Below are 24,820 nucleotides of genomic sequence, written 5' to 3' on the forward strand. Positions count from 1 at the left end.
CGAACCGGGGTGTCGCGCGGCGGCGTCGGTACGGCACCATGCTCTTGGGTCCACGTATGGGTTATGTCTATCTCGGGTTGGCGATCCTCGCCGAGGTGATCGCGACCTCGGCGCTGAAGTTCTCTGACGGTTTCACCCGGCTGGTGCCGAGCCTGGTGGTAGTGATCGGCTATGCCGCCGCCTTCTATTGTCTGGCGCTGGTGCTACGCACCATTCCGATCGGTGTCGCCTATGCCATCTGGGCGGGGATGGGAATCGTGCTGATCGCGCTGATCGGTATCCTGGTGTTCGGCCAGGTCCCGGACTGGCCAGCGGTTATCGGTATGGGGTTGATCCTCGCCGGGGTGCTGGTGATCAACCTGTTCTCGCGCACCGCTGGCCACTGAGGCGCGCATTACGACCCCGGTTCGAGGGGCTGGCGTAGCGCGGCGACGGTCGCGCCGAAGTGCTCGGTGGTGTAACGCTCCAGGCGCAGCTCGGGTGGCCAGTGCTCGGGGTCGAGCCCGGCCTTGACACGGAGCGCGGCGAGGAAGGCGACGGGTTCGGGCAACTGTGCCCACACCGCAGGCAGGAAGGTCGCGCGCCGCCGCCCTGCGCGCAGCACCACACCATCGATGCCGGGGCGCAGCGCGGCACAGCAGGCGGCCTCGTTGGCACAGTCGATCGCCTCCCGGGACGAGAGTACCGAGACCTCCAGGTGGAGCCCACCCAGCTCGGTGTCGCACAGTGGTGTGAAGCGCGGGTCGTCGAAGGCCGCGGCGAAGGCGTTGGCGGCAACATCGCACACCAGCGCGCGATGGGGCTCAAGGGTCCCGACACAGCCGCGCAGTGCACCGGCGTGCTCGAGGGTGACGAAACAGGCGCCCACGGCACGCAGTGGCAGCGGATAACGTGCGGGATCGGGGGTGAGTCGCGTGCCCCGTTCGAGTCCGTGGTCGATGGCCTGCAGCGCGAGCCGCAGCAGCAGGTCGCGACTGCTGGCATCGAGTGTCGAGTCAGTGGAAGGCATAGGCGCCATAGCCGACGACCTGTTGCGGGGTCCCGGGGACCGCCCCTGAGTTGCTCAGTGCCAGGGTGTGGGCGCTGAGCCCGTGGCGCCGGGCCAGGGCCAGCAGGCCGCGTAGTGGATAGCAGCCGCAGGCGTGATCCGGGGTGATGGCCTCGACGTCGAGTCGTTCGATTGCCATCGAGGTGGCGCGATCGAGCGCCTGGGCCTCGGCACGTCGGTGATAGTGGCTGAGATCGGAGCTGACCACGATCAGCGTCTCCTCGCCACCCCACAGGGTCTCGAGCAGGGTCACGAGATCGGCCGTGGGGGTCTCGCCGACCACCAGCGGTATCAGCGAGAAGTCGTCGAGCGTGCGTTGCAAGAAGGGGAGCTGGACCTCCAGGCTGTGCTCCTCGGCGTGCGCCTCCTCCAGAGTGCGCACCCCGTCGAAGGCCAGCACCCGGGCGATGGCGACCTGATCGAGTGGGATCTCACCGAGCGGGGTGGCGAAGGCCGTCGCCGCACTGGTGGCGGCACCGCGTAATGCTACCCGGTGCGCCGGTCCGAGCAGCACCACGCGGTCGATCAGCGTGCGTGCCCGGACCAGCGTCGCATAGGCGTGAGCGGCGATCGCACCGCTGTAGCGGTAGCCGGCGTGGGGGACGATGAGCGCCTTGGGTGGTGCTCCGGTGACAGCACCGGCAAGATAGCCATCGATCTCGGCGCCGAGTGCCTCGGCGGTGGCTGGATAGAAACGCCCGGCAACGGCGGGTGGTCGGATCTGCTGCATGTCGGTTTCTCCCGGTCGGGGACACATCGACGCTGCTGGTGTGGCTGGTTATGCTAGTCGCGTATCGGGAGACGCTGGTCGGCATGGTTGCCTACGCATGGGCGTGTCCCTGACTCCATTATCGACGCTGTTGGCGAGAGGGCAACGCCCTGACCGTCTCGTCAACCTGGTTCAACAAGTGAGTCCGATGCCGCTGTTTGCGTTCGTCCGCCGTTGCGCCCTATGGGGGCTGCTCGGGTTGCCGCTGGTGGCGGGGGCGGCGGGAAGCGCCGCCCCCCCTGTCGCCCAGGCGCGGGCCGATTTCCTCGCCGCCGAGCGCGCGCTCGAGCAGGGTGATGAGGAGGGCTTCGCGCGGCTCGAATCGCGGTTACGTCATTATCCGCTCCACCCCTATCTGCGCTTCGCGCAACTGACTGCCGACCTCGAGCGCACCCCGGACGCGGCCATCGAACGTTTCCTCGGCATCGAGCCCGATAGCCAGCTCGCTTGGCGGCTGCGTCGTGCCTACCTGCAACGGCTCGCTGCGGCTGGACGCTGGGCCGACTATCGTCAGTTTTATCGCCCCGAGGCCGATGTCGAGCGCCGTTGTCTGTATCTGCGCGCATTGATCGAGACCGGCGAAACCGAGCGCGCGCTCGCCGAGGTCGAGCCGTTATGGCGCTCCGGGCGCTCGCGTCCGAGCGCCTGCGATCCGGTGTTCGACGCCTGGCGCGCCGCCGGCGGCTTGAGTCCAGAACGGGTGTGGATGCGTATCCGGCTCGCGCTCGACGCCGGTCAGGACGGGCTCGCGCGTCATCTCGGCACCGACCTGCCGGCGCGCGAGCGTCTCTGGCTCGCACGCTGGCTGGCGCTGCGCGCGGCCCCTGAGCGGTTGCTCGACGAGCGGGCCGTGCTCCCCGAGCAGCCGCTGCGGGCGGCGATCCTCGCCGATGTGTTGACGCGGCTGGCTAGGCGTGATGCGGAGGCTGCGCGTGCCGCCTTCGGACGGTTGCAGGCGCAAATCCGTGTCGATGCCGAGGCCGCCGATCGGGTCCAGGCCGCGCTCGGCGAGGCGTTGGTGGCCGCCGGCGACCTTGGCTCCGGGTTTGCCCTGTGGGACGGCGTGCGCGCCGTGCCCGCGACGCTCGATGCGCAGGAGCGGCGGCTGCGCGCGGCGCTCGAACGTGGGGAGTGGGCCTGGGTAGCGCGCTGGGTCGAACGCATGCCCGAGAGCGAGGTCAAGGCCGATCGCTGGGTCTACTGGCAGGCCCGCGCCGAGGCCGAGCTGGGGCACCCGGAGGCGGCGCGAGCGCTGTTCGCGCAGGCCGCCGAGGCGCGCAGCCTGTGGGGCTTCATGGCCGCCGACCGACTCGACCTGCCGTATCGCATGAACCATCGGGTGACCCCGGCCGTGCCCGCCCGCATCGCTCGTATCGTCACCCTGGCGCCGGTGCGCCGGATGCGTGAACTCGACGCCCTCGGGCGCGATACCGAGATGCGCCGCGAGTGGCGTGCGCTGACCCGCGACCTCGATCGCGCCGACCTGCTCGCTGCGGCCTATGTCGCCGATGTCTTTGGTTGGCACGACCAGGCGATTCGCACCCTGGCGCGCACCGACTACTGGGACGACCTGGCGCTGCGCTTTCCGCTCGCCCATCGCGCCGAGGTCGCGCGCGAAGCCCGTGCCCAGGGGCTCGCTCCCGAGTGGGTGTTTGCGGTGATCCGTCAGGAGAGCGTGTTCGCGCGCACGCTCGCCTCGCATGCCGGCGCCGTCGGGTTGATGCAGCTGTTGCCGAGCACCGCGCGCGACATGGCCGAGGCGCTCGGCGAGCCACTCGATTCGCGCTGGGCGCTGCTCGACCCTGGGCGCAACATCCGCCTCGGCAGTGCCTACCTGGCGCGGATGCAGGCACGTTTCGAGCATGTCGCCCTGGCCACCGCCGCCTACAACGCCGGCCCGACGCGGGTCGCGCAGTGGCGCCCGGCGCGTGCGCTCGCCACCGATCGCTGGATCGCCACCATCCCCTTCATCGAGACCCGTGGCTATGTCGAACGGGTGCTCACCTACCGTGCCATCTACGCCGCCCGGCTCGACACTGACCGTCCCCGGGTCCGTGACTGGCTGGCGCCCCGGGTCGCGCCGGCGGGGGAGTGAGACGGGTTGCTGCCAGCCGCCAGCCGCCAGCTGCCAGCTGCCAGCTGCCAGCTGCCAGCTGCCAAGAGATTGAACCGCAAAGGCCCAAAGGACGCGAAGAAAGTGACCAGCCTTCAGCAAACAGCCCCCAGTATCGGTGTGCGGTCGACCGCGACGCGACGAGATAACCCAGCCCCTCACTGGAGGCTGGCAGCTGTAAGCCTTTCTTCATCTTCGCGCTCTTGGCGCCTTGGCGGTTCAATCTTTCTGGCTGGCGGCTGAAGAGACCGCCGCGCCGGTCCCGTCTGCTACACTAGCGCGCCTTCCGTGGTCACTGCCGTTTTCCTCTGTTCATGTCCATGCTGTCCCTCCGTCGTTGCTCGTGGGTCTTCGCGCTGTGCGTGTCGCTGCTCGTTGCGCCGCTGGCGCTGGCCTCGGGGGGGATTTCGCGCGAGGCGATGGCCGATGCCATGGCGCAGATGATGGAGGCGATGGGGTTGTTCGCGCCGCAGCGCGGTGGTTGGTCGGGGCAGGCCGGGGTGCCGGGCTGGCCCTCGGCCTTCGATGGGCTGGGGGTGCCGGGCACCGGGGGCATGGAGCAGTTTGCGCGGTCGCTGGGAGAAGCGGCGGGGGCGGTGTCGCTCGATGGTGAATGGGAGGGCAGCGACGGCAGTCTGCTGATCGTGCAGGCGGGTTTCTATCGCCTTTACTCGGCCCACGGTGGCTATATCGATGGTGAGCTACGGATCGCCGAGCGCTGGCTGGAGCTGACCAACCCACGCGCCCAGTTCGATCACCGCTTCGAGTTCGCCCTCGACCGTGGGCGGTTGGCGCTACGCGATGCCAACGGGCAGGTCTTTCTCTACCGTCGTCTGGTGCTCGGTCCCGGGCGCTGAGTGGGGCTCAGGCGCCGAGCGCGAGCCGGGTGGCGAGCAGTAGCAGCAAGATGCCGAAGAAGCGCTTGAGGGTGGCGACCGGTAGGGTGTGGGCGAGCCGCGCCCCGAGCGGGGCGCTGGGGATGCTCGCCAGCAGGATGGCGAGCACCGCAGGCCAGTAGACGAAGCCGGTGCTGCCGACCGGCAGGCCTTCGCGGCCCCAGCCCACCACCACGAAGCCGATCATCCCGGCGAGGGCGATCGGCAGCCCGCAGGCGGCCGAGGTGCCCACGGCCTGGCGCATCTCCACCCCGTGGGCGCCGAGGAAGGGCACGGTGAGGGTGCCGCCGCCGATCCCGACCAGTGCCGAGAGCCCACCGATGCCGCCGCCGGCGCCGAGCATGCCGCGCCAACCCGGCAGCGGGCGATCGCCCGCCGGCGCACGTGCGCGCAGCACCATGCGCAGCCCCATCACCGCGAGGAAGACGGCGAACAGCCGCCGCAGCCAGACCTCGGGCAGCACCCCGGCGAGTGCCGCGCCGATCCAGGCGCCGAGCACGATCCCCGGGGCCAGGCGCGCGACCAGCTCCCAGCGCACCCCACCGCGCCCGTGGTGGGCGAGGGTAGAGGCGATCCCGGTGCCGATGATGGTCGCCAGCGAGGTGCCGACGGCCAGGTGCGCGAGCCAGGGGCCGCCGAGGTCGAACAGCGGGAAGAGCAGCATCAGCGCGGGGACGATCACCGCCCCGCCACCGACCCCGAAGAGTCCGGCGAGCAGGCCGGAGCAGAGACCGAGGGCGATCAGGGCGATGACTTCGACGAGGGGCATGATGCGAATCCTGTGACAGCGGCAAAGCCGCCATCATAGCCTGCACCGGTGGTGTGGGTCAGAGTCGATCGCCGAGATCGCGCTCGGCGAAGCCGCGCCACGGGCCATCGAGCCCGCGCGTCAGCCCGATCACCTTGAAACGCTCGCCCATGGCGTCGGGCAGCAGCAGCTGTTTGGCCTGCTGGGCGAGATCGAGCGGGTCGGGGGCGGCGGCGAGCAGGGCGTCGATGCCGCAACCGATGAGGAAGTGCGCCTGGGTGGTGAAGCCGGCCAGCTCGAAGCCGGCGCGCGTCGCGGCCTCGGCCACGGCGCTGAAGTCGACATGGGCGGTGATGTCCTGCAGCCCGGGGTGACGGTAGGGATCGTCATGTGCCTGGTGGCGGTGGTGACACATCAGCGTGCCCATGTCGCGCTCGGGGTGGTAGTAGAGCGGGCGCGGATAGCCGTAGTCGGCGAGCAACACCAGGGCGCGTTCGAGCGCGCCGTCGAGCGCCGCGAACCAGGGGCCGAGCCGAAGGTTGATCTCGGAGCTGTAGCCCGGGGTGCGGGCCAACCCCGCCGCCTGAAGTGCCTCGACCGCCTCGACCAGTCCCGGCGAGCGCGCCGCGGCCTTGACCTCGCGGAACTGGCCGTCCTCGCGGGTGACGAAGACCTCGAGCACCTCGCCTGTGGCGCCGATGGCGAAGCGGTGTACCGGCATGGCGTCGAGCACCTCGTTGCCGATGACCACCCCGTTGAATCCCTCGGGCAGTCGCTCGAGCCAGTGGCAGCGCGCGGCCAGCGGCGCGGGCAGGGTGGCGAGGCGCTCGCGCTGGGCGGCCTGCAGGTCGGGGCTGGGTTCGAGGATGAGATAGCGTTCGGGCAACTGGTCGAGCGCGGCAAGGCGCTCGAGGACCTGGGCGGCGAGCGCGCCGCTGCCGGCGCCGAACTCCAACACGTCGCCGCCGCCGAGGCGCGCGCGCGCCTCGGCACACTGCGCGGCGAGGCACTGGCCGAACAGCGGCGAGTACTCGGGGGCGGTGATGAAATCGCCGCCAGGACCGAACTTGGGCGCGCCGGCGACGTAGTAGCCGAGTCCAGGCGCGTAGAGCGCCAGTTCCATGAAACGGTCGAAGGGCAGCAAGGTGTCGGCGCTGGCGGCGATCTCTGCGGTGATGCGGGCGGTGAGCGCGGTGCTGACCTGTTGGGCGTGGGTGATGTCTGCGCGATGAGGCATGGTCGGATCGAAGCGATGGGGCTAGATTGCTGGGTAGAATACCCGGCATCGACCCGTGATGTGCACCACCGGATGCCGGGTGAGGCTGGAGTTCTCGGGCACCAGCGCCATCTGCTCTGGGGTAAGCGAGAAAACCAGGAGATTGCATGAGCGACGACCACAAGCCGATGCTGCATACCGGAGACGAGCGCAGCGCCCCCTATCCGGTCAGCCGGCTGGCCCCAGCCTTCGATACCCGTGAACTCAGCGCTGAGGTCGAGCGGGCCGAGGCCATGCTCGGTGCCCGTACCGGGGCCAAGCTGCGCGTCATCGCCGATCAGATCAAGCTGCTCCAGCAAGAGGCGCGCAAGGTGCTGGCCGACGCCCAGGCCGAGCAGGCGCTCAACCAGGCCCAGTGCGCCTTCAAGCGCATCCCCGGCAAGACCTATCACCTCTATCGCCGCGCCGATGGTCGCACCTTCTTCTCGATGCTCTCACCCGAGGACTGGGGCGGCGCGGCGCCGCACGCGTTCGTCGGCTCCTATCGGCTCGAGACCGACTACTCCTGGACCCCGGCCGAGCGCCTCGATGTCGGTGACGACACCGGCGAGATGGTCAATCAGCTGTTGCGTATCGGCGGGCTGAACAATGGTGAGGGTGAGCGCTGAGTACCGTTGTGTCACCCTGTCGATCCAGTCTCCCGGAGGTACGCTCGATGAAGCTCGTCCTGATCCTGATCGGTGGCCTGGCCGCGCTCGGCGTGGTTGCCATGGCGGTATTCGTATTCGTGGTGCAGAACGTCGAGACCCCGGATTACCGGGTCGTCGAGCACGACGGTGCGATCGAGATCCGTGACTACCCGGCGCTGATCGTCGCTGAGGTGCGCCGCGAGGGCGACCGGCGCGCTGCGCTGAGCGCCGGTTTCGGGCCGCTGGCCGGCTATATCTTCGCCAAGGAGCGCGAGGGCGAGTCGGTGTCGATGACCGCCCCGGTGACCCAGACGCGCGCCGCCGAGCCGATCGCGATGACCGCCCCGGTCACCCAGACCCCGACCGACGCGGCGGGTCAGTGGGCGGTGCGCTTCATCATGCCGGCGCGCTACGATCTCGACAGCCTGCCGGCGCCGGCGGGCGAGACGGTACGGTTGCATGCGCTGGAGCCACGTCGCGTGGTCGCGGTTCGCTTTTCCGGGCGTGCCACCGATGCATTGCTTGCCGAACAGGAGGCGAGGCTGCGTGCCTGGATCGATGCCCGCGGTCTCGCCGTGGTCGGGGCCCCGACCTATGCCTACTACAATGATCCGCTCACCCCCGGTTTCCTCCGTCGTAACGAGGTCATGCTCGAGTTGACTGCCGGGGACTAGGCGCGCGAACCGTGGTGCCTGGTCTCGACGGTGAGGCCGCTTGCGTTCCTGACCGCCGCCTCCTTGCAGGGCTGACGGCCGGCGGGTCCGGCGCCGTGCACCGTCGCCTCCCCGGACAGGGAATCCCTGTGCTCGGCCTTTGTTCGTGTGACTCGAAGCGATAGGGACTGATTGCTGTGATCTCGTGGCCGCCATCCGCCCTCGCCTTGTGAGTCTTGCTGGCCGTACACAGTTAGGTGTTACCGGATGCCCCTCTCGTGCCCGTGTCGCCGCTTGTCGGCGATGGGGCGGGGCATGTTCGGCGGGTTGTCGCGGTCGCGCCCAGCCGCACCAGTCAAGGGATGGATCGCTCCATGTTCAAGCACCTCAGCCTGAAGCTCGCCCTGGCCGTCATCCTCATCATCGCACTGCTGTCGTTGCTGTCGCTCTCCGGGTTGGTGATCTCACGCCAGTTCGAACAGGCCGCTCAGGCCCGGCACAATCAGCATCTCGTCAATGTCGCCTATGCCGTCGAGGCGATCGCGCACAATTTCGCCGTCGAGCGTGGTCTCTCGGCTGGCTACATCGGCTCAGGTGATGCCGCCCTTCACCAAAAGATCGAGGCCCAGCGCGAACGCGCCGACGCCGCGCTTGCCCAGGTCGAGGCGTTGATCGATCGCGAGGGGCTTGGTTATAGCGATCTGGTCGAGGGGCTGCAGCGGTTGGTGGAGCTTGCCGGTGCGCGTTCGCGTATCCGCACCCAGGTCGATACGCGTCACGGGGGCGAGGCCTTTGGTTTCTACTCCAGCCTCAACGCCAATGCCCTCGACCTCTTCGTCAAATGCATCGGCCATGTCGGTGACGACCTGGCCCGTCGCCAGCTGTTGATGTCCTGGCATCTAGCCTGGGTCAAGGAGAAGCTCGGTCAGATCCGGGGCAAGGTCAATGGCGTGCTCTCGGCCGGGGAGATTGCCCCAGCGGCCCAACAGGCGCTGCGTTTCTATGTCGCCGACCTGCAACGCGCAATCGGCCAGTTCGGCAGTGAGACCGACCCCGAGCTGTTGCACCAATTCAGGGCGGTCGTGCGTTCGGACACCGCGCAGATGATGGATCGGGTGTTGAACCGGCTACTGATCGAATCGGGCCCCCTCGCTGGCGACTATCCGCCGCCGTCGGAGTGGTTCGCTGCGGCGACGCGTTATATCGGCGAGGTCAAGGCACTGATGGATGGGGTCAAGGCCGGTATCGTCGCCGCCATGGAGCAGCGTCAATCACGGGCCCAGGTGACGGTGGCCGTCTCCTTGACGGTCTTTAGCGTATTGCTGGCATTGGTCGCGTTGATCTCGGTGGCGGTGGCACGTCGACTCACCGGAAAGATCGATCATGCCCGACAAGCGCTCGATCGCATCACCTCGACCGGGGACCTGTCGCTGACCTTGGGGGATGACTCAGGTGACGAGTTGGGGGTGATCTTGCGTGCGGTCGATCGCATGGTGGCCAATCTGCGCGAGGTGGTCGAACAGCTGGTGATCAGCGATCGCTCGACCAGCGCGAGCATCCACAAGGTCGAGAGCGTCTCTGATCATGTCGTGCAGCAGGTGGCCAGCGCCGATCAGGCGGTGCATGAGATCGCCGCAGTGAGCCAGTCGCTCAGTGAGACCTCGGGACAGATCACCGAGGTCGCCGCGAGCGCGCTCGACAGCACCCTGCAGTTCACCCAGTTGTCGGCGCAGGCACGAGAGATGACCCAGGGGACCCAGCAGGCGATCGAGGCGCTGGCGGGGATGAACGAGCGTGCCTTCGGCTCGACCGAGAGTCTCAACGACAAGACCCAGTCGATCGTGCAGATCCTCGACAGCGTCAATGCCATCTCCGAGCAGACCAACCTGCTTGCGCTCAACGCCGCGATCGAGGCCGCACGCGCCGGCGAGAGTGGGCGCGGTTTCGCGGTGGTCGCCGACGAGGTGCGGCAGCTAGCGATCCGCACCCAGGGTGCAACCGGCGAGATCGGTCAAGTGCTGGCCGCGATCAAGAGCGAGGCCGAGGCGCTGCGCCGGATCATGGAGGATATCCGCGCCACCAGCCACCGCACCTCGGAGAGCAGCACCCAATCGCTTGGCAACATCGACGATCTCTATGCGCAGATCCAGGCCATTCGTCAGCAGATAGAACAGGTCTCGGCTGCCGCGCAGCGCCAGCATATCGCCGCCGAGGGGATTGCCAGCGAGGTCGAGACGGTCAAGGGTGAGTCGAGCGAGATCTCCACCGCGATGGCCGATCTACGTTCGCTGATCGCCGATCTGGAGGCCTCCCACAGCGCGATGACGCAGGTCATGCAGAAGTTCCGGGTGTGATCGTGCCCGTCTCGTCCGACATCAATCGTGGGCTGTGGGTCAGCGCACATCGCCCCCGGTCGCGCCGACCGGGGGCGATGTGCCGTCCTACTGCGTGGATGGGGGCACGCCGGCTCAGGGCTGGGGCCGGGGCGTGGTCTCGGTCTCGGCCGGCAGGATCGGATAGGTGATCGTGGGGACCTCGCCGGTCAGGGCCTCGAGGAAGGCGGCGATCTTGGTCGCCTCGCCCTCGCCGATCTCGCTGCCGAGCTGCGCCGTGCCCATCACCGCGACGGCCTGTTTCAGGTCCCAGATCGCGCCGGAGTGGAAGTAGGGCGCGGTGAGTGCAATGTTGCGCAGCGGCGCGGCGCGGAAGACGTATTCATCGGTCGCCGAGCGGGTGACTTCGAAGCGTCCCTTGTCCGTCGGCGGCAGGATGTCGGCCCCCGGGCGCTCGAGCAGACCGAACGGGAAGTAACCCTGGCCGCCGAGGTTGACGCCGCTGTGACAGGCGGTGCAGCCGCGGTCGATGAAGAGCGCCAGCCCCTCCTTCTGCTCGGCGCTCAGCGCGTCGTCCTCGCCGCGCATGAAGCGGTCGAAGGGGGCGTTGGGCGTCACCAGCGTGGTCTCGAACGCCTCGATCGCCTTGGCAGTGTTGTCGAAGGTGACCGGCTCGGTGGCCTCCGGGAAGGCGGCGGCGAAGTGCTCGACGTACTCGGGCATGCTCTGCAGTGTGGCGACCACCTGTGCGGGTTCGTTGGCCATCTCGACGGCGGCCTGGATCGGTCCCTTGGCCTGGGCCTTGAGGTCGGCGGCGCGTCCGTCCCAGAACTGCGCGACGTTGAAGATGGCGTTGAGCACCGTCGGTGCGTTGCGCGGCCCGCGCTGCCAGCCGTGACCGACCGAGGTCGGCAGGTTGTCGTCGCCGCCCATCCCCAGGTTGTGACAGGTGTTGCAGCTGATCAGCCCGCTCGCCGAGAGCCGCGGATCGAAGAACAGCAGCTTGCCCAGCGCGACCTTCTCCGGCGTCACCGGGTTGTCCACCGGGTCCTCGATGACCTCGGGGATGGGTTGCAACCTGGCCGTCTGCGCCTTGGCGCGCAGCGCCTGATCGTCGGCCGCGACCAGCGTCGGTGCGCTCAGCGACAGGGTGAGTGCAACGGCAAGCATCTTCATCTGGCTCATCATGGCTGGATTCCTGCTCCTGAATTGGCGGGCGATGGATGCGCGTGCCGGTTCAATGGGTATGGAATGTGGGGGCACGCCCCTGAACCTTAGCAGATGCGCCTGGACCCGCCGCCCCGGGCAGGGTCCGGTTTCAGCCGAGCGTCTTGGTCATGGCGACGCAGGGGAGTCGCACGCCGCCCGGCAGTCGATGGTGGCCGGGGCCGATGTCGAGATAACCGCGCGCGGCGTAGAAGTCCCGTGCGTTCAGCGTCGCCCGGGTCGTCAGGGTGAGAATGTCGGTCGCCCTGGCGTGCTGCTCCAGCGCCTCGAGCAGTGCCGTGCCGACCCCCTTGCCGACGGCCTCGGGGTGGACGTAGAGGGTGCTGATCTCCGCCGCCTCGGGATCGAGGATCGCCAGCCCGACCGCTCCGTGTCCGGGCTGCTCGGCGATCAGCACCAGCTTTTCCGCCAACGCCTGGTCATAGACGGACGGGGTGAGCAAGGCGGTCCAGGCGCGCAGCGCCGTGGCCTCGTAGTGCCCGGCGCACAGCCCCTGGATGGACGCGATGTGCACTCTGGCGAGGTCCTCGCAGTCGCTGGCCGATGCCTGTCTGATGGGTGTCGCGGGCGCCTTCATGGCTGTCGTCCTCGGTGTGGTCCGGCTGATCGGGTGCGTCCCTATCGTATCGCTCGCCCGCCGTCAGGGCGCGACGACGGTCGCAGGCGACGGACGAGCCACGCGAGCGCGTCGCCGCCGAGCTGGAGAGAGCCGATGGCGCCGATGATCAGCACCAGACCGAGGCCCTGGAGCGGCTGCAGGCGTTCGTCGAGGATCGCCCAGGCGGCGATCAGGGTGATCACCGGGCCGCTCAGCGCGATCAGGCTGGCGCGCGCCGCGCCGGTGTGGCGGATGCCCTCGAACAGCAGCAGGAAGGGGAGCACGGTGGCGATCACCACCATCAACGCGACCCAGCCGAGGCCCTCGGCCGGGATGGCGAAGTCCGCGGGCGCGGCGCCGAGCAGCGCATAGCCACAGAACACCAGGAAGGTGCTGGTGTTGGTGAGCGCGGTGCAGCGCGCCGAGCCGATGCGTCGGGCGGTGTCCTGGACCCACACCAGGAAGCAGGCATAGCTCGCCGCCGAGACGAGCCCGCAGGCGATGCCGATCCACCCGGCCGGGCCGAGATCGCCGCCGAGCCCCCGGGGCGCGAACAGCAGCGCCAACCCGCTGTAGCAGACCACGAACACCGCCAGCTCGCGCCGGGTGGGCCAGCGCCGCGCGCGCCAGGCGACGAGCAGCTGCACCATCAGCGGATAGGTGAACAGCAGCATCCGCGAGGGCCCGGCGCCGAGCCGGTCGATGGCGACGAAGTCGGCCACCGTCGCCAGGGTGAACAGCAGCCCGATGAGCAGCCCGTCACGCCAGTCGCGCCCGGTGAGCGGGGCGGCGGCGGGCGAGAGCGTGCGCGCGGCGATCCAGTAGAGCGGCATGGCCAGCGCGATGCGCAGCATCAGCATCCCGCCAAGGGTGATCCCGGTGGCCAGCGCGAGCTTGGCGAAGATGCCCTTGAAGGCGAAGCCGACGTTGGCGAGCAGCACCATGAGGAAGGCGCCGTGGGGCGAGGCGCGGTATGTCATTGACTGGGCTTTGCTAACGTCTTTTTCGGTCCGGTGGGCGCTGTGTGAGCATTGCCCCATTCCTCATGGAGACGGTCATGACCCAGACCCTCGCCTTCGAGGCGCCGCCACCCTGATCGACACCCACGGGTTGAACCCCGCTGGCAGGCAGGGCCGCCCCGGTCTTCTCCCGCGACTGGCGCGAGCGCTAGCTCGAATACGCCTTCCGGCGCGGGCAGATGTGGCGATACACGGCCCTGGCGTCTCGTCGGCGCTATTGGATGGAGGGGGCTCACCCCAGCCCCAACCCCTCGATAAACCCCCGCAATACCTCCGCCGAATGCGCCAGCGCCGCCCGTTCCTCGTCGTCGAGCGGGAGCGGCAGCGGTGCGCCGGCGCCCTCGATGCCGACCCGCACCGGGATGCTCAGACAGATGTCGTGGAGGCCGTAGGCGCCGTCGAGCCGGGAGGTGATCGGGAGCACGCTGCCCTGGTCCTCCTGGATGGTGCGCACCAGGTGGGCGATGACCAGACCGATGGCCCAGTTGGTGTAGCCCTTGCACTCGATGATCGCGCCCGCCGCGCCGCGCACCTGGGCGAGCAGGGCGTCGCGGCAGGAGCGGTCGCAGCGCTTACCGAGGATGGTGTGACCGCGGATCGGAGTGCCGCCGATGTTGGCCTGGCTCCACACCGCGAACTCGGAGTCGCCGTGCTCGCCGAGGATCAGCGCGTGGACCGAGCGCGGGTCGACCTGGAAGTGCTCGGCGAGCAGGGTGCGCAGCCGGGTGGTGTCGAGCATGGTGCCGGTGCCGATGACACGATGGCGCGGACGGCTGGAGAGCTGCTCCATGGCGTAGGTGAGCAGGTCGACCGGGTTGGAGGCGATCAACAGCAGCGCCTCGGGGGCGTGGCGGTCGAGCTGCTCGGCGATCTCGTGGAACACCGCGACATTGCGTTGCAGCAGCTCCAGCCGGCTCTCGCCGGGGCGTTGGGCGACCCCGGCGGTGACGATGACGATCTGCGCCCGCGCCAGGTCGCTGTAGTCGCCGGCGCGCACCCGCCGGCGCCCGACATAGCCCTGGGCGTGCATCAGGTCCATCGCCTCGCCCTCGGCGCGGGCCCGATCGCGGTCGATCAGGATCAGCTCGTTGGCGATGCGTTGCTGGAACAGGGCGTAGGCGGTGGCCATGCCGACCTGGCCGGTGCCGACGATGCCGATGGTGTGAGGGTGGAGCATGGGTCTCTCTCCGCTGCAGGTCAGGCCGGGCGCGCGTCGGGCCAGACCGGGTGATGGGTGTCGATGACGAAGTCGTGGGCGTGGCGCAACGCCCGGTGGTGGTGCGGGTGGCGATGCGGCTCCGGTCCCTCCCAGCCCGCGTGCGGGTGGTCGTGGTGACTGTCGTGGGTGTGGAGGTGGTCGTGGTCGAGCGCGTGGTGCTGGTGCTCGAGCACCACGCGCTCGTCGCGCGGCCACAGCCGGGCAGCGAGTACGGTGCAGGCGAGCGCGGCCAGTCCCAGCAGCAGCGCGGTGGCGGGCGTGCCGAGCGCGGTGCCGAGCGCGCCGGCGAGCAGATAGAACACCAGCCAGCAGGCGTGCGAGAGCGAGAAGTGCGCCGAGAAATAGGCGGCGCGATCGCTGGCGGCGGCCGAGCGGTTGACCACCCGACCGGCGGGGGTCTGCACCAGTGAGAGACCTGCGCCGACCAGCAGCCAGATGGCGAGCAGCCCGCCGAGGCCGGGCGCGGTGGCGACGAGCAGCAGGCCGGCGCCGAGCAACGTCGCGCCGCCGAGCATCAGCCGTCGCTCACTGATGTGCGCGAGCAGTCGCGGTACCGCCAGCGCGGTGAGCATCGAGCCGGCGCCGGCCGCGCCCAGGGCGATGGCCACCATCGACTCGCCGGCGCCGAGGGTGTCGCGTACATAGACCACGGTGTTGACGATCACCATGGCACTGGCGCCGGCCACTGCCAAATAGAGCGCGAGCAGCCCGCGCAGTCGCGGGGTGGCGAGATAGGCGCGCACGCCGAAGAGGATCTCGGCGCCGAGCGTGCCGGCGCGCTCCGGCGCTCTGGCCGCGGGTAACAGGGTGCGCGCCACCAGCACTGCCGAGACGAGGAAGGCGAGGGCGTTGAGCGCGAACAGCCCGTCGTAGCTGATCAGCAGCAGCGCCGCCCCGGCGAGCACCGGGCTGAGCAGCGCCTCGAGGTCGTAGGCCAGGCGCGAGAGTGCCAGGGCGCGGGTGTACTCGGCCTCGTCGGGGAGCAGGTCGGCGATGGTCGCGGAGAACACCGGCTTGAAGCCCGCGGCGCAGAGATTGAGCAGGAAGATCAGCGCCAGCACCTGCCACAGCGCATCGACCCAGGGCAGGGCGAGCAGCACCGCGGCGCGGACCAGGTCCATGGTCACCAGGAAGGGACGGCGCGGCAGGCGGTGCGCCAGTCCCCCGAACACCGGGGCGAAGCAGACATAGGCGACCATCTTCAGCGCCAGTGCGGCACCGAGGATGGCCGCGGCCTGGGTGCCGCCGAGGGCGAAGGCGAGCAGGCTGAGCGCCACCGTGCTCATGCCGGTGCCGACCAGGGCGATGATCTGAGCGGTGAATAGCCGGCGAAAGTGTGGATTGGCGAGGGGGCGTGGCGGCGCAGACGAAGTCATGGAGTCAGACTCGTTGAGTAGGCGATGGGGACGGAGCCCGTTGTTATCCCGACCATCGCACAAAATCGCCCGCAGGCAAACCGCCTCAGCCGTTCGCCTGCCACCAGTGCGGCAGGTCGGCGATCGAGTCGAGCACCGCCGCGGGGCGGATGTCGCTCGTCGCCAGCTCGGCGGCGCGGAACTTGCCGGTGCGTACCAGCAGGCCGCGCAGGCCGGCGGCCTGGGCGCCGCCGATGTCGCCGCGCAGGTCGTCGCCGATCATCCAGGTGGTCGCGGGGCTGGTGCCGAGCGCCGCGAGGGCGCGTTCGAAGAAGGCCGCGGCGGGCTTGCCAAAGACCTGGGGTGCGCGCCCGCTGGCATGCGCCAGCGCCATCACGAAGGGCGCAGTGTCGAGTCGCAACCCGTCCTCGGCACGCCAGTAGCGGGTCATGCCGAGGGCGAGCAGCGGCGGGGCGTCGGGCTGCATGAGGAAGCGAAAGGCGCGATTAAGGGTGGCGAAGTCCCAGGCCGCGCCGAGGTCGCCGACGACCACGGCGCTCGCGCGTTCGTGCCCGGGGTCGTGGGCGAGGGGTAGCCCGTCGAGATCGGCCAGGGTCGGCTCGGGGACGAAGGCCGCGACCGGGCCGTCGGCGTGCTCGCGCAGCCAGTCGGCGGCGGCCACCAGCGGGGTGAGGATGTCGCCCTCGGCGACCGTGATGCCGTGACCGGCGAGGCGCGCGACCAGCTGCGCGCGCGGGCGCGAGCTGGCGTTGGTGACGAAGCGGTGGGCCACGGTGTTGGCGCGTAGCCAGGCGAGGGCGTCGGCGGCGCCGGCGATGCTCTGTTCACCTTGGTAGAGCACGCCGTCCATGTCGATCAGCAGGGCGGTGGCTGGGTTTGGGCACATGGCTCGCTCCTGTGGTGGTAGGCGCCGGCGGGCGCTGGGTGTGGATGAGGGGGTTATCCACAGTTGCTGTGGTTCCATCTGTGGATAACCTGTGCGCGAAGTCGATAAGTGTCGACTGTCGTTGGAGTCTTTCTGGAGTGAGCAAGCATTGTCCGGTGAGGCGCACCGTCCACCCCGTCCGACGGCGGGTGACGGAGCCGAGACGGCGCGTTAGGCTGTGCGCGCGCGGCCCGTCGCCGCGCCCATCGCCTACGAGGGACCGGACCCATGCCCCTGATCGATATCATCGCGGGCGCACGCCCGAACTTCATGAAGATTGCGCCCATCATCCAGGCCCTGGGGCGGCAGCGCGAGGCCGGCGGCGGGCTCGAGTATCGACTGGTGCACACCGGACAGCATTACGATCGGCGGATGTCGGGTGACTTCTTCGACCAACTCGGGATCCCCGCGCCGGATATCAATCTCGAGGTCGGCTCCGGCACCCAGGCCGAGCAGACCGCAGCGATCATGGTCCGCTATGAGCGGCTGCTGCTCGAGCACCCCGCCGCGCTCTGTCTGGTGGTCGGAGACGTGACCTCGACCATGGCCTGTGCCATCGCCGCACAGAAGCTCGGGGTGCCGGTGGCCCATGTCGAGGGCGGCATCCGCTCCGGCGACTGGGGGATGCCCGAGGAGATCAACCGTATGGTGACCGATGCCATCACCAACTGGTTCTTCACCACCAGCGCACACGCCAATGCCAACCTGCGCGGCGCCGGGGTGGGCGAGGAGCGGATCTTCTTCGTCGGCAACACCATGATCGATACCTTACTGGCCAACCTCGACCGGCTGCGCCCGCCGTCGTGCTGGGAGGGCCTGGGGCTGACACCGGGCGGCTATTTCGTGCTTACCCTGCACCGCCCGGCCAATGTCGACGCCGACGGCGCCTTCGCGCGCATGCTCCGGGCGGTGGCCGAGCACACCCGGGGGCTGCCGGTGGTCTTTCCAGTTCATCCGCGCACCGCGCGTACCCTGGAGCGGCTCGAGGCGGTACCCGAGTCGCTGCACCTGATCGAGCCCCAGCCCTATCTAGAGTTCAATCACCTGGTGCGCCACGCCCGCGCGGTGATCACCGACTCTGGCGGTATCACCGAGGAGGCCACGGTACTCGGGGTGCCCTGTCTGACCCTGCGCGACAGCACCGAGCGTCCCGAGACGGTCGAGATCGGCACCAACCTGCTCGTCGGCACCGATCCCGAGCGCCTCGCTCCGGCGCTGGCGCGGCTGTTCGACGGACGTTGGCCGCGCGGCGGTATCCCAGAGCGCTGGGACGGGCGTGCCGGTGAGCGCATCGTTGCCCACCTCGGAGATCTGCTCGCGACCTGAGCGGTTGTGTCGGTGTTGGCTCGGTGATTGCTTGAGTTCTCCGTCGAGGGCGCCATGTGTTGGGTTTGCTCCACACCGGGGGATCGTCTTGCACCAGCAGTAGGCCTCTCGGCCCTGTCGTGGTGCAAGACGAGCGAGACAGGGCGCTGCGCTGCGCGGTATGGTTAAGGGTTAGTATCCGGCCCGGGGCGCTCGCCCCACCGTGGAAGACGCTGCCACGCGCACGCCTCGTTGTTGCAAGGTCGATGTGAAAGCAGCCCTCGAATTGGAATATAATCGCCGTTTGTCTGCGATTTTCGGTGGACATTACCGCATGCGGGGCGATGTCCGGCACCGTCCTGCCTCCCGAGGTCGAGTAACTGCCGCGTTGCGCGGGGTGTTGATTCGTGCCCTTGGCGGCGTATATTAAAAACTGAGCAATTTACTGAGAATAGAGCGGAGCCTGGAGCGATGACCTCAACCCCCGCCGTCGAAGACATCGTCGGATCCGAGTACGAGCACGGTTTCACCACCGACATCGAGTCCGATACCCTGCCGCCGGGTCTGGACGAGGACGTGATTCGCGCCATCTCGGCGCGCAAGGGCGAGCCCGAGTTCATGACCGAGTGGCGGCTCAAGGCCTATCGGCACTGGTTGACCATGACCCCTCCACAGTGGGGCGAGGTCGACCATCCGCCGATCGACTTCCAGGCGATCTCGTACTACTCCGCGCCCAAGCGCCCCGAGGACGGACCCAAGAGCCTCGACGAGGTCGACCCGGCGCTGCTCGAGACCTACGAGAAGCTCGGCATCCCCATCGAGGAGCAGAAGGCCCTCGCCGGGGTGGCGGTCGATGCGGTGTTCGACAGCGTCTCGGTGGCCACCACCTTCCGCGAGACCCTGGCCGAGGCCGGGGTGATCTTCTGCTCGATCTCCGAGGCGGTGCATGCCTACCCGGAGTTGGTCAAGCAATACCTCGGCTCGGTGGTACCCCACACCGACAACTACTTCGCCTGCCTCAACGCGGCGGTGTTCAGTGACGGCACCTTCGTCTATATCCCTGAGGGGGTGCGCTGCCCGATGGAGCTGAGCACCTACTTCCGCATCAACGCCCGCAACACCGGGCAGTTCGAGCGCACCCTGATCGTCGCCGAGGCCGGCAGCTACGTCAGCTATCTGGAGGGCTGTACCGCGCCACAGCGCGACGAGAACCAGCTCCACGCCGCGGTCGTCGAGCTGGTCGTACTCGATGACGCCGAGATCAAGTACTCGACGGTACAGAACTGGTACCCGGGCGACGCCCAGGGGCGCGGTGGCATCTACAACTTCGTCACCAAGCGCGGTGACTGTCGCGGCGCGCGCTCGAAGATCTCCTGGACCCAGGTCGAGACCGGCTCGGCGATCACCTGGAAGTATCCGAGCTGTCTGCTGCGCGGCGAGGGGGCGGTCGGCGAGTTCTACTCGGTGGCCGTGACCCGGGGACGCCAGCAGGCCGATACCGGCACCAAGATGATCCATCTCGGCCCCAATACCAGCTCGACGATCGTCTCCAAGGGCATCTCGGCGGGCGAGGGGCGCCAGACCTATCGCGGGCTGGTGCGCATCGGGCAGCGCGCGGCCAATGCCCGTAACTACACCCAGTGCGATTCGCTGTTGATCGGCGATCGCTGTACCGCCAATACCGTGCCCTATATCGAGGTCAAACACCCCTCGGCGAACATGGAGCACGAGGCGACCACCTCCAAGATCAGCGACGACCAACTCTTCTACTGCCGCGCGCGTGGGCTCGACGAGGAGGATGCGGTGTCGATGATCGTCAACGGGTTCTGCAAGGAAGTCTTCAACGAGCTCCCGATGGAGTTCGCGGTCGAGGCGCAGAAGCTGCTCAGCATCAGCCTGGAAGGTGCGGTCGGCTAGCGCCGCGCGGGCTCGGCGAAACAACACGCAAGATTCGGACAGGGAACCCACGGGTTCCGGACGATTGGGAGAGGACGATGCTATCTGTCAGTGGCCTGCGGGCCAACGTCGGCGACAAAGAGATCCTGCGCGGGTTGGACCTGCGCATCGGCCCCGGTGAGGTGCATGCCATCATGGGTCCCAACGGCTCGGGCAAGAGCACGCTTGCGCATGTGCTCTCGGGTCGTGATGGCTATGCCGTCACCGGCGGCACGGCGACCTTCGCGGGTCAGGACCTGCTCGCGCTCGCCCCCGAGGAGCGCGCCCAACTGGGGCTGTTCCTCGCCTTCCAGTACCCGGTCGAGCTGCCCGGGGTGAACAACACCTACTTCCTCAAATCGGCGCTCAACAGCATCCGCAAGGCGCGTGGCGAGGACGAGCTCGACGCGGTCTCGTTCATGCGGCTGATCCGTGACAAGCTCAAAATCCTTCACCTCGACGACTCGTTGCTCAAACGCGCGGTCAATGCCGGTTTCTCCGGCGGTGAGAAGAAGCGCAACGAGATCTTCCAGATGGCGCTCCTGGAGCCCAAGCTGGCGATCCTCGATGAGACCGACTCCGGGCTCGACATCGACGCGCTGCGGGTGGTCTCCGAGGGCGTCAACGCGCTGCGTAGCCCCGAGCGCTCGATGATCGTGGTCACCCACTACCAGCGCCTGCTCGACTACATCGAGCCGGACTTCGTCCACGTCCTCTACAAGGGGCGGATCATTCGTTCCGGTGGTAAGGAGCTGGCGCTCGAGCTGGAGCAACACGGCTACGGCTGGATCACCGACGAGGACGCGGCGGCATGAGTGAAGACCTGGCGACCTGGCTCGGGGACATGACCCCGAGCGACGGCCCGGCGTGGCTCGACGCCTGGCGTGCGAGTGCGCGCGAGCGGGCGAGGGCACTCGGTGTCCCGGGGAGCAAACAGGAGGCCTGGCGCTACACCAACCCGCGTCGCTTGTTCGAGCAACCCTATGGTGACGGCGCGGCACGCCTCGCCACCGAGGCCTTGGCGCCGCTGCTGATCCCTGGTCTCGAGGCCGACCGGGTGGTGCTGGTCAATGGCCGTTACGCCCCCGAGCACAGCCGTCTCGGCGCGCTCCCCGAGGGTGTGCGGATCGGTTCGCTGGCGCGGCTGCTGGCCGAGGACCCGGCGGCGGTGCGTCCCCATCTCGGCGCGCTCGCCGACGATGCCACGGCGCTCTTCCCGGCGCTCAACGCCGCCGGCGGCGCCGACGGACTGGTATTGCTGCTCGCCCCCGGCGCCCGGCTCGAACGCCCGCTCGAATTGCTCCACGTCACCACTGGCGAGACCCCGACGCTGGCCCAGCCGCGCCACCTGATCGTGCTCGGGGAGGATGCCGAGGCGCGGCTCATCGAGCGCTATGTCGGGCTCGATACCGCGACCGCGCATTGCACCAACGGTGTGCTCGAGATCAGTCTCGGCGCCGGAGCACGCCTCGAGCACGAGCGGCTCCAGCGCGAGGCGCCCGAGTCCTTCCATCTCAGCACGCTCTATCTGTGTCAGCAGGCCCGCAGTCACTACCAGGGGGTCAATATCGGGCTCGGTGGACGCTGGGCGCGTACCGATATCAAGGCCCGTTTTGCGGCGCCGGCGGCCGAGTGCGTGCTCCACGGCCTCTATCTCTCGGGGGACGGTCAGCTCATCGATTATCATCTCGATGTCGACCACGGCGTGCCCGATTGCAACAGCGTCGAGCTGTTCAAGGGCATCCTCTATGGGCAGGGGCGCGCGGTGTTCGATGGTCGGGTGTTCGTGGCCCAGGACGCCCAGCGCACCGACGCGGCGATGACCAATCGCAACCTGATGCTCTCCGAGCGCGCCGAGGTCGATAGCAAGCCCCAGCTCGAGATCAACGCCGACGACGTCAAGTGCAGCCACGGCACCACGGTCGGCCAGATCGACCCGCAGATGCTGTTTTATCTGCGCGCGCGCGGCATCCCCGAGGCCACTGCCCGGCGCATGCTCTGTCTCGGTTTCGCCGAGGAGATCATCGCTCGACTCGGCGACGAGGCGCTGCGCGCCCAGGTCGCGACCCTGGTCGGCGACCGGCTCGAGGCCGCGCCGCTGGACTGAGCGTAACCGGCGCCACGACAGGCGCCGGCCTGGCCCGTCGGTATCCTTCAGTTGCAGTCGAAGAGGTTCGAATCCATGAACAGACTGGCCCGCCTCGCCGGATTCGGCAAACGCGAGCGTGATCACCAGGACGAGGTAGCGACACTCGCCGCCGACGATGCTCGCGATGTCGTCGCCGAGTCGCCGGCGGTCGATGCCGAGGCCCTGCGCGAGTCGATCGTCACCGCCCTGCGTGGCGTCCACGACCCGGAGATCCCGGTCAACATCTATGATCTCGGCCTGATCTATGGCATCGACGTTGCCGCCGATGGCGCGGTAGCCGTGGAGATGACCCTCACCGCTCCCGGCTGTCCGGTCGCCGGGATGATGCCGGTGATGGTCAAGGACGCGGTCGCCCGCGTCGAGGGCGTGGGCGAGGTCGAGGTCGCGTTGGTGTGGGATCCGCCCTGGACCCAGGAGCGGATGAGCGACGAGGCCCGGCTCCAGCTCGGGCTGATGTGATTTCGCCCGCGTGCGGTGTTCAGTCCGGGCGCAGCAACGCCAGCGGCACCTCCAGCTCGGCACGACTCAGCCCGCCGTGGACCCCGATCATCGGGTGGCCACGCTCGTTCGGCAGGTGGTCGACGACGACCGCGTTGTCGCGCCCGAGCAGACAGTAGTCGCCGATCCGCTCGGGTAGGCGCGGGTGCATCTGGCCGGTGCCGAACATCCCCGCCTCGAGCAAGCGTTCGCTTGGGACCACCTCCACGCGCTCGGCCAGGTGCGTTTCGCAGTAGCGTAGGAACTGCGTCTCGTACCCCGCTCGCAGATAGCAGAAGGCCGCGCGCGGCTCGCCGCACAACGGCAGCGTCAGGCATTCGGCCAGCTCCGGATGATCATCGAGATCGACCCGGGTGGTGGCGCTGCTGTCGACCTGGCCGTGATCGGCGCACACCAGCACCTGGGTATCGGTTCCCTTGATCAACTCGAGAAAACGCTCGAGTGCCGCCTCGATGCGTTGCAGATGGGCCACTGCTGCGGCGCTCTCGATGCCTTGCTGATGGCCGATGGTGTCGAGCCTCGGCCAATAGAGGTAGAGATAACGGGGGGCGTCGTCCTGGCGCCGCCGGCTGGGGCGCCAGGGCGTGCCCCGGATCACCCGCGCGGCCTGACCGAACATGTCGTCGAGTCCCTCGAAACCGAGCCGTTCGGCGCTGTCGCTGTGGGCGCGATTGAAGTCCGATTCGACGATGAACTGTGGCGCGATCACGCTGGCGCGGGTGGCGATGCGATCGAACAGCGGGCGGGTGCCGAGCAATTCGACCGGATCGAGGCCGGCGCGACCATAGGGCACGCCGCCGTAGCGGGGCGTGCCCGGGAGTGGCGCGATCACGCAGCCGAGTTCGCGCAGATAGGTGTACCAGCCGGTGAGGCCGTGGCGCAGTGGGGCGTCGCCGGTGAGATAGGTGGTGATGGCTGCGGTGGTGGTCGAGGGAAAGACCGTGCTCAGGGTGGCGATCCGGTGACGCGCGAGCAGCCCGTCGGGGGCGTGGCGTTGCAGCCAATCGGCCCCCAGCCCGTCGATCACCAGCAGTAGCAGGTTGCGGGTGTCGGCAAGCCGTGTCGGGGGCAACGCGGTCAGTGGCGCGGCCTCGGCCTGGCCGCCGCGCGCGCTGATCAGGGTGCTCATCAGGTTGACGATGCCGCCGCCGCTGTAATCGGGGCGGTATTGCTCGAGCAACGACTGGGACTCGGATCGGGTCATGCCTCCTCCTGTGGACGGCTGGGGGTGCTGCCGGCGATCGGTTGGGCGATTCCGGCGGCCTGGTGGTCACCACACCAGTAACAGGATGACGCCACCCAGTGCGATGCGATAGAGCACGAAGGGCAGCATGCTGACGCGCTCGATGAAGCGCAGGAACAGATGGATGGTGAGATAGGCGAAGAGCATCGACCACACCGCGCCGAGGGCTAATCCCATCCAGTCGACCGCCGCACCCTGTCCGGCCAGCTCGATGCCCTCGACCGTGCCCGCCATCAGGATGGTGGGGATCGCCAGCAGGAAGGAGAAGCGCGAGGCGGCCCGTCGGGTCAACCCCAGCAGTAACCCCGCGGTGATGGTGATCCCCGAGCGCGAGGTGCCGGGGATGATCGCCAGCGCCTGCATCAGCCCCACCATGAGCGCCCCGCGCCAGCCCAGGCTGTACTCGTCACGCGTGCGCCGACTGCGCCAGTCGCTCCACCACAGCAGCAGGCCGAAGCCGATGCTGGTGGCGGCGATCACCGTGGCGATCAGCGTCGGGTCATCGCGGAAGAACTCCAGCAGCAGCTTGAGCGGCAGCCCGAGCACCACCACCGGCACGGTGGCGAGCACGATCATCCAACCGAGCCGGGCGTCGGGATCGTCGAGTCGGCGGTGGCGCAGCGAACCGAGGACGGCGCGGGTCATGCGCGCGATCTCGTGGCGGAAATAGAGGGTCACCGCACCGAGGGTGCCGAGGTGCAAGGCGACGTCGAAGGCCAGCTCCTGTAGCTCGAAGCCGAACAGCAGCGGGGTGAGGATCAGGTGCCCGGAGCTGGAGATGGGGAGGAATTCAGTGATGCCCTGGACCAGGGCGAGCAGGATGATCTCTAGGGTGTCCACCAAGGGGTAACTCCTGGATAG

At 68.6% G+C, this 24,820-nt stretch carries 23 protein-coding genes; 11 read left to right on the top strand and 12 right to left on the bottom strand.

The genetic code is table 11. The features are described from left to right. Nucleotides 1-56 precede the first annotated feature (56 nt). The gene (locus HF203_RS11160; RefSeq protein ID WP_168669741.1) at nt 57-386 is read left to right on the top strand and encodes an SMR family transporter; all 330 of its coding nucleotides are present in this window, start codon (nt 57-59) and stop codon (nt 384-386) included. Nucleotides 387-394: 8 nt separating this feature from the next. Here the strand turns inward: HF203_RS11160 and amrA are convergent, their stop codons facing one another. Both amrA and amrB read right to left on the bottom strand, forming a co-directional pair. After that, the gene (gene amrA, locus HF203_RS11165; protein ID WP_246221746.1) at nt 395-1,009 is read right to left on the bottom strand and encodes an AmmeMemoRadiSam system protein A; all 615 of its coding nucleotides are present in this window, start codon (nt 1,007-1,009) and stop codon (nt 395-397) included. Beyond that, nucleotides 996-1,778: an AmmeMemoRadiSam system protein B gene (amrB, locus tag HF203_RS11170; protein ID WP_168669661.1), complete on the bottom strand. Its 783-nt coding sequence runs from the start codon at nt 1,776-1,778 to the stop codon at nt 996-998. The genes amrA and amrB overlap by 14 nt, the downstream gene beginning before the upstream one ends. Nucleotides 1,779-1,965: 187 nt before the next feature. Between amrB and HF203_RS11175 the strand changes: the two genes are divergently transcribed. Both HF203_RS11175 and HF203_RS11180 read left to right on the top strand, forming a co-directional pair. Beyond that, the gene (locus HF203_RS11175) at nt 1,966-3,912 is read left to right on the top strand and encodes a transglycosylase SLT domain-containing protein (RefSeq protein WP_168669663.1); all 1,947 of its coding nucleotides are present in this window, start codon (nt 1,966-1,968) and stop codon (nt 3,910-3,912) included. Between the two features lie 332 nt (nt 3,913-4,244). Continuing rightward, nucleotides 4,245-4,787, top strand: coding sequence for a hypothetical protein (locus HF203_RS11180; RefSeq protein ID WP_168669665.1), 543 nt, complete (start codon nt 4,245-4,247; stop codon nt 4,785-4,787). A 7-nt stretch (nt 4,788-4,794) separates the two neighbouring features. On the opposite strand, the gene HF203_RS11185 is transcribed toward HF203_RS11180, so the two are convergent. Together HF203_RS11185 and HF203_RS11190 are read right to left on the bottom strand one after the other, a co-directional pair. Beyond that, entirely contained in the window at nt 4,795-5,595 is an 801-nt protein-coding gene (locus HF203_RS11185) for a sulfite exporter TauE/SafE family protein (RefSeq protein WP_168669667.1), read from the bottom strand. A gap of 58 nt (nt 5,596-5,653) precedes the next feature. Next, on the bottom strand, nt 5,654-6,811 hold the full coding sequence (locus tag HF203_RS11190; protein ID WP_168669669.1) for a class I SAM-dependent methyltransferase: 1,158 nt from the start codon (nt 6,809-6,811) through the stop codon (nt 5,654-5,656). 146 nt (nt 6,812-6,957) lie between these two features. Between HF203_RS11190 and HF203_RS11195 the strand changes: the two genes are divergently transcribed. From HF203_RS11195 to HF203_RS11205, 3 genes are all read left to right on the top strand, one after another. Next, nucleotides 6,958-7,458: a C1orf50 family protein gene (locus HF203_RS11195; RefSeq protein ID WP_168669671.1), complete on the top strand. Its 501-nt coding sequence runs from the start codon at nt 6,958-6,960 to the stop codon at nt 7,456-7,458. 47 nt (nt 7,459-7,505) lie between these two features. Then, on the top strand, nt 7,506-8,153 hold the full coding sequence (locus HF203_RS11200) for an SOUL family heme-binding protein (RefSeq protein WP_168669673.1): 648 nt from the start codon (nt 7,506-7,508) through the stop codon (nt 8,151-8,153). Nucleotides 8,154-8,506: 353 nt separating this feature from the next. Next, on the top strand, nt 8,507-10,486 hold the full coding sequence (locus tag HF203_RS11205; protein ID WP_168669675.1) for a methyl-accepting chemotaxis protein: 1,980 nt from the start codon (nt 8,507-8,509) through the stop codon (nt 10,484-10,486). Between the two features lie 114 nt (nt 10,487-10,600). Here the strand turns inward: HF203_RS11205 and HF203_RS11210 are convergent, their stop codons facing one another. From HF203_RS11210 to HF203_RS11235, 6 genes are all read right to left on the bottom strand, one after another. Then, a complete protein-coding gene (locus tag HF203_RS11210) occupies nt 10,601-11,653 on the bottom strand; it encodes a cytochrome-c peroxidase (protein ID WP_168669677.1) in 1,053 nt (350 codons plus the stop codon). A gap of 130 nt (nt 11,654-11,783) precedes the next feature. Continuing rightward, on the bottom strand, nt 11,784-12,206 hold the full coding sequence (locus HF203_RS11215) for a GNAT family N-acetyltransferase (protein ID WP_168669679.1): 423 nt from the start codon (nt 12,204-12,206) through the stop codon (nt 11,784-11,786). A 104-nt stretch (nt 12,207-12,310) separates the two neighbouring features. Beyond that, the gene (locus tag HF203_RS11220; RefSeq protein ID WP_168669681.1) at nt 12,311-13,270 is read right to left on the bottom strand and encodes an EamA family transporter; all 960 of its coding nucleotides are present in this window, start codon (nt 13,268-13,270) and stop codon (nt 12,311-12,313) included. A 271-nt stretch (nt 13,271-13,541) separates the two neighbouring features. Continuing rightward, a complete protein-coding gene (locus HF203_RS11225; RefSeq protein WP_168669683.1) occupies nt 13,542-14,486 on the bottom strand; it encodes an L-lactate dehydrogenase in 945 nt (314 codons plus the stop codon). Nucleotides 14,487-14,506: 20 nt separating this feature from the next. Beyond that, on the bottom strand, nt 14,507-15,904 hold the full coding sequence (locus tag HF203_RS11230; protein ID WP_168669685.1) for an MFS transporter: 1,398 nt from the start codon (nt 15,902-15,904) through the stop codon (nt 14,507-14,509). 85 nt (nt 15,905-15,989) lie between these two features. Then, the gene (locus HF203_RS11235) at nt 15,990-16,790 is read right to left on the bottom strand and encodes a TIGR01458 family HAD-type hydrolase (protein WP_168669687.1); all 801 of its coding nucleotides are present in this window, start codon (nt 16,788-16,790) and stop codon (nt 15,990-15,992) included. 267 nt (nt 16,791-17,057) lie between these two features. Between HF203_RS11235 and wecB the strand changes: the two genes are divergently transcribed. The 5 genes from wecB (at nt 17,058) to HF203_RS11260 (ending at nt 22,677) form a co-directional block, all read left to right on the top strand. Next, nucleotides 17,058-18,155, top strand: a complete 1,098-nt coding sequence (gene wecB, locus HF203_RS11240; protein WP_168669689.1) for a non-hydrolyzing UDP-N-acetylglucosamine 2-epimerase — start codon at nt 17,058-17,060, stop codon at nt 18,153-18,155. A gap of 450 nt (nt 18,156-18,605) precedes the next feature. After that, entirely contained in the window at nt 18,606-20,051 is a 1,446-nt protein-coding gene (sufB, locus tag HF203_RS11245) for a Fe-S cluster assembly protein SufB (protein ID WP_168669690.1), read from the top strand. A 77-nt stretch (nt 20,052-20,128) separates the two neighbouring features. Next, nucleotides 20,129-20,884 (top strand): Fe-S cluster assembly ATPase SufC, encoded by a 756-nt coding sequence (gene sufC / locus HF203_RS11250; RefSeq protein ID WP_168669692.1) that lies wholly within the window; start codon nt 20,129-20,131, stop codon nt 20,882-20,884. After that, complete coding sequence (gene sufD / locus HF203_RS11255; RefSeq protein WP_168669694.1) at nt 20,881-22,176, top strand: Fe-S cluster assembly protein SufD; 1,296 nt, start codon at nt 20,881-20,883, stop codon at nt 22,174-22,176. Before sufC ends, sufD begins: the two co-directional genes overlap by 4 nt. Nucleotides 22,177-22,251: 75 nt before the next feature. Beyond that, complete coding sequence (locus tag HF203_RS11260) at nt 22,252-22,677, top strand: SUF system Fe-S cluster assembly protein (RefSeq protein ID WP_168669696.1); 426 nt, start codon at nt 22,252-22,254, stop codon at nt 22,675-22,677. 19 nt (nt 22,678-22,696) lie between these two features. Here the strand turns inward: HF203_RS11260 and HF203_RS11265 are convergent, their stop codons facing one another. Both HF203_RS11265 and HF203_RS11270 read right to left on the bottom strand, forming a co-directional pair. Further along, nucleotides 22,697-23,920, bottom strand: a complete 1,224-nt coding sequence (locus HF203_RS11265) for an alkaline phosphatase family protein (RefSeq protein ID WP_168669698.1) — start codon at nt 23,918-23,920, stop codon at nt 22,697-22,699. A gap of 66 nt (nt 23,921-23,986) precedes the next feature. Next, the gene (locus HF203_RS11270; RefSeq protein ID WP_168669743.1) at nt 23,987-24,799 is read right to left on the bottom strand and encodes an undecaprenyl-diphosphate phosphatase; all 813 of its coding nucleotides are present in this window, start codon (nt 24,797-24,799) and stop codon (nt 23,987-23,989) included. Nucleotides 24,800-24,820 lie beyond the last annotated feature (21 nt).

This window comes from Marichromatium bheemlicum (genome assembly GCF_012276755.1).
Lineage (GTDB): Bacteria > Pseudomonadota > Gammaproteobacteria > Chromatiales > Chromatiaceae > Marichromatium > Marichromatium bheemlicum.

Excerpts from the sequence above, each read along its gene's own strand:
- HF203_RS11160 (WP_168669741.1), top strand. The coding sequence starts at position 57 with ATGGGTTATGTCTATCTCGGGTTGGCGATCCTCGCCGAGGTGATCGCG.
- amrA (WP_246221746.1), bottom strand. The coding sequence starts at position 1,009 with ATGCCTTCCACTGACTCGACACTCGATGCCAGCAGTCGCGACCTGCTG.
- amrB (WP_168669661.1), bottom strand. The coding sequence starts at position 1,778 with ATGCAGCAGATCCGACCACCCGCCGTTGCCGGGCGTTTCTATCCAGCC.
- HF203_RS11175 (WP_168669663.1), top strand. The coding sequence starts at position 1,966 with ATGCCGCTGTTTGCGTTCGTCCGCCGTTGCGCCCTATGGGGGCTGCTC.
- HF203_RS11180 (WP_168669665.1), top strand. The coding sequence starts at position 4,245 with ATGTCCATGCTGTCCCTCCGTCGTTGCTCGTGGGTCTTCGCGCTGTGC.
- HF203_RS11185 (WP_168669667.1), bottom strand. The coding sequence starts at position 5,595 with ATGCCCCTCGTCGAAGTCATCGCCCTGATCGCCCTCGGTCTCTGCTCC.
- HF203_RS11190 (WP_168669669.1), bottom strand. The coding sequence starts at position 6,811 with ATGCCTCATCGCGCAGACATCACCCACGCCCAACAGGTCAGCACCGCG.
- HF203_RS11195 (WP_168669671.1), top strand. The coding sequence starts at position 6,958 with ATGAGCGACGACCACAAGCCGATGCTGCATACCGGAGACGAGCGCAGC.
- HF203_RS11200 (WP_168669673.1), top strand. The coding sequence starts at position 7,506 with ATGAAGCTCGTCCTGATCCTGATCGGTGGCCTGGCCGCGCTCGGCGTG.
- HF203_RS11205 (WP_168669675.1), top strand. The coding sequence starts at position 8,507 with ATGTTCAAGCACCTCAGCCTGAAGCTCGCCCTGGCCGTCATCCTCATC.
- HF203_RS11210 (WP_168669677.1), bottom strand. The coding sequence starts at position 11,653 with ATGATGAGCCAGATGAAGATGCTTGCCGTTGCACTCACCCTGTCGCTG.
- HF203_RS11220 (WP_168669681.1), bottom strand. The coding sequence starts at position 13,270 with ATGACATACCGCGCCTCGCCCCACGGCGCCTTCCTCATGGTGCTGCTC.
- HF203_RS11225 (WP_168669683.1), bottom strand. The coding sequence starts at position 14,486 with ATGCTCCACCCTCACACCATCGGCATCGTCGGCACCGGCCAGGTCGGC.
- HF203_RS11230 (WP_168669685.1), bottom strand. The coding sequence starts at position 15,904 with ATGACTTCGTCTGCGCCGCCACGCCCCCTCGCCAATCCACACTTTCGC.
- HF203_RS11235 (WP_168669687.1), bottom strand. The coding sequence starts at position 16,790 with ATGTGCCCAAACCCAGCCACCGCCCTGCTGATCGACATGGACGGCGTG.
- wecB (WP_168669689.1), top strand. The coding sequence starts at position 17,058 with ATGCCCCTGATCGATATCATCGCGGGCGCACGCCCGAACTTCATGAAG.
- sufB (WP_168669690.1), top strand. The coding sequence starts at position 18,606 with ATGACCTCAACCCCCGCCGTCGAAGACATCGTCGGATCCGAGTACGAG.
- sufC (WP_168669692.1), top strand. The coding sequence starts at position 20,129 with ATGCTATCTGTCAGTGGCCTGCGGGCCAACGTCGGCGACAAAGAGATC.
- sufD (WP_168669694.1), top strand. The coding sequence starts at position 20,881 with ATGAGTGAAGACCTGGCGACCTGGCTCGGGGACATGACCCCGAGCGAC.
- HF203_RS11260 (WP_168669696.1), top strand. The coding sequence starts at position 22,252 with ATGAACAGACTGGCCCGCCTCGCCGGATTCGGCAAACGCGAGCGTGAT.
- HF203_RS11265 (WP_168669698.1), bottom strand. The coding sequence starts at position 23,920 with ATGACCCGATCCGAGTCCCAGTCGTTGCTCGAGCAATACCGCCCCGAT.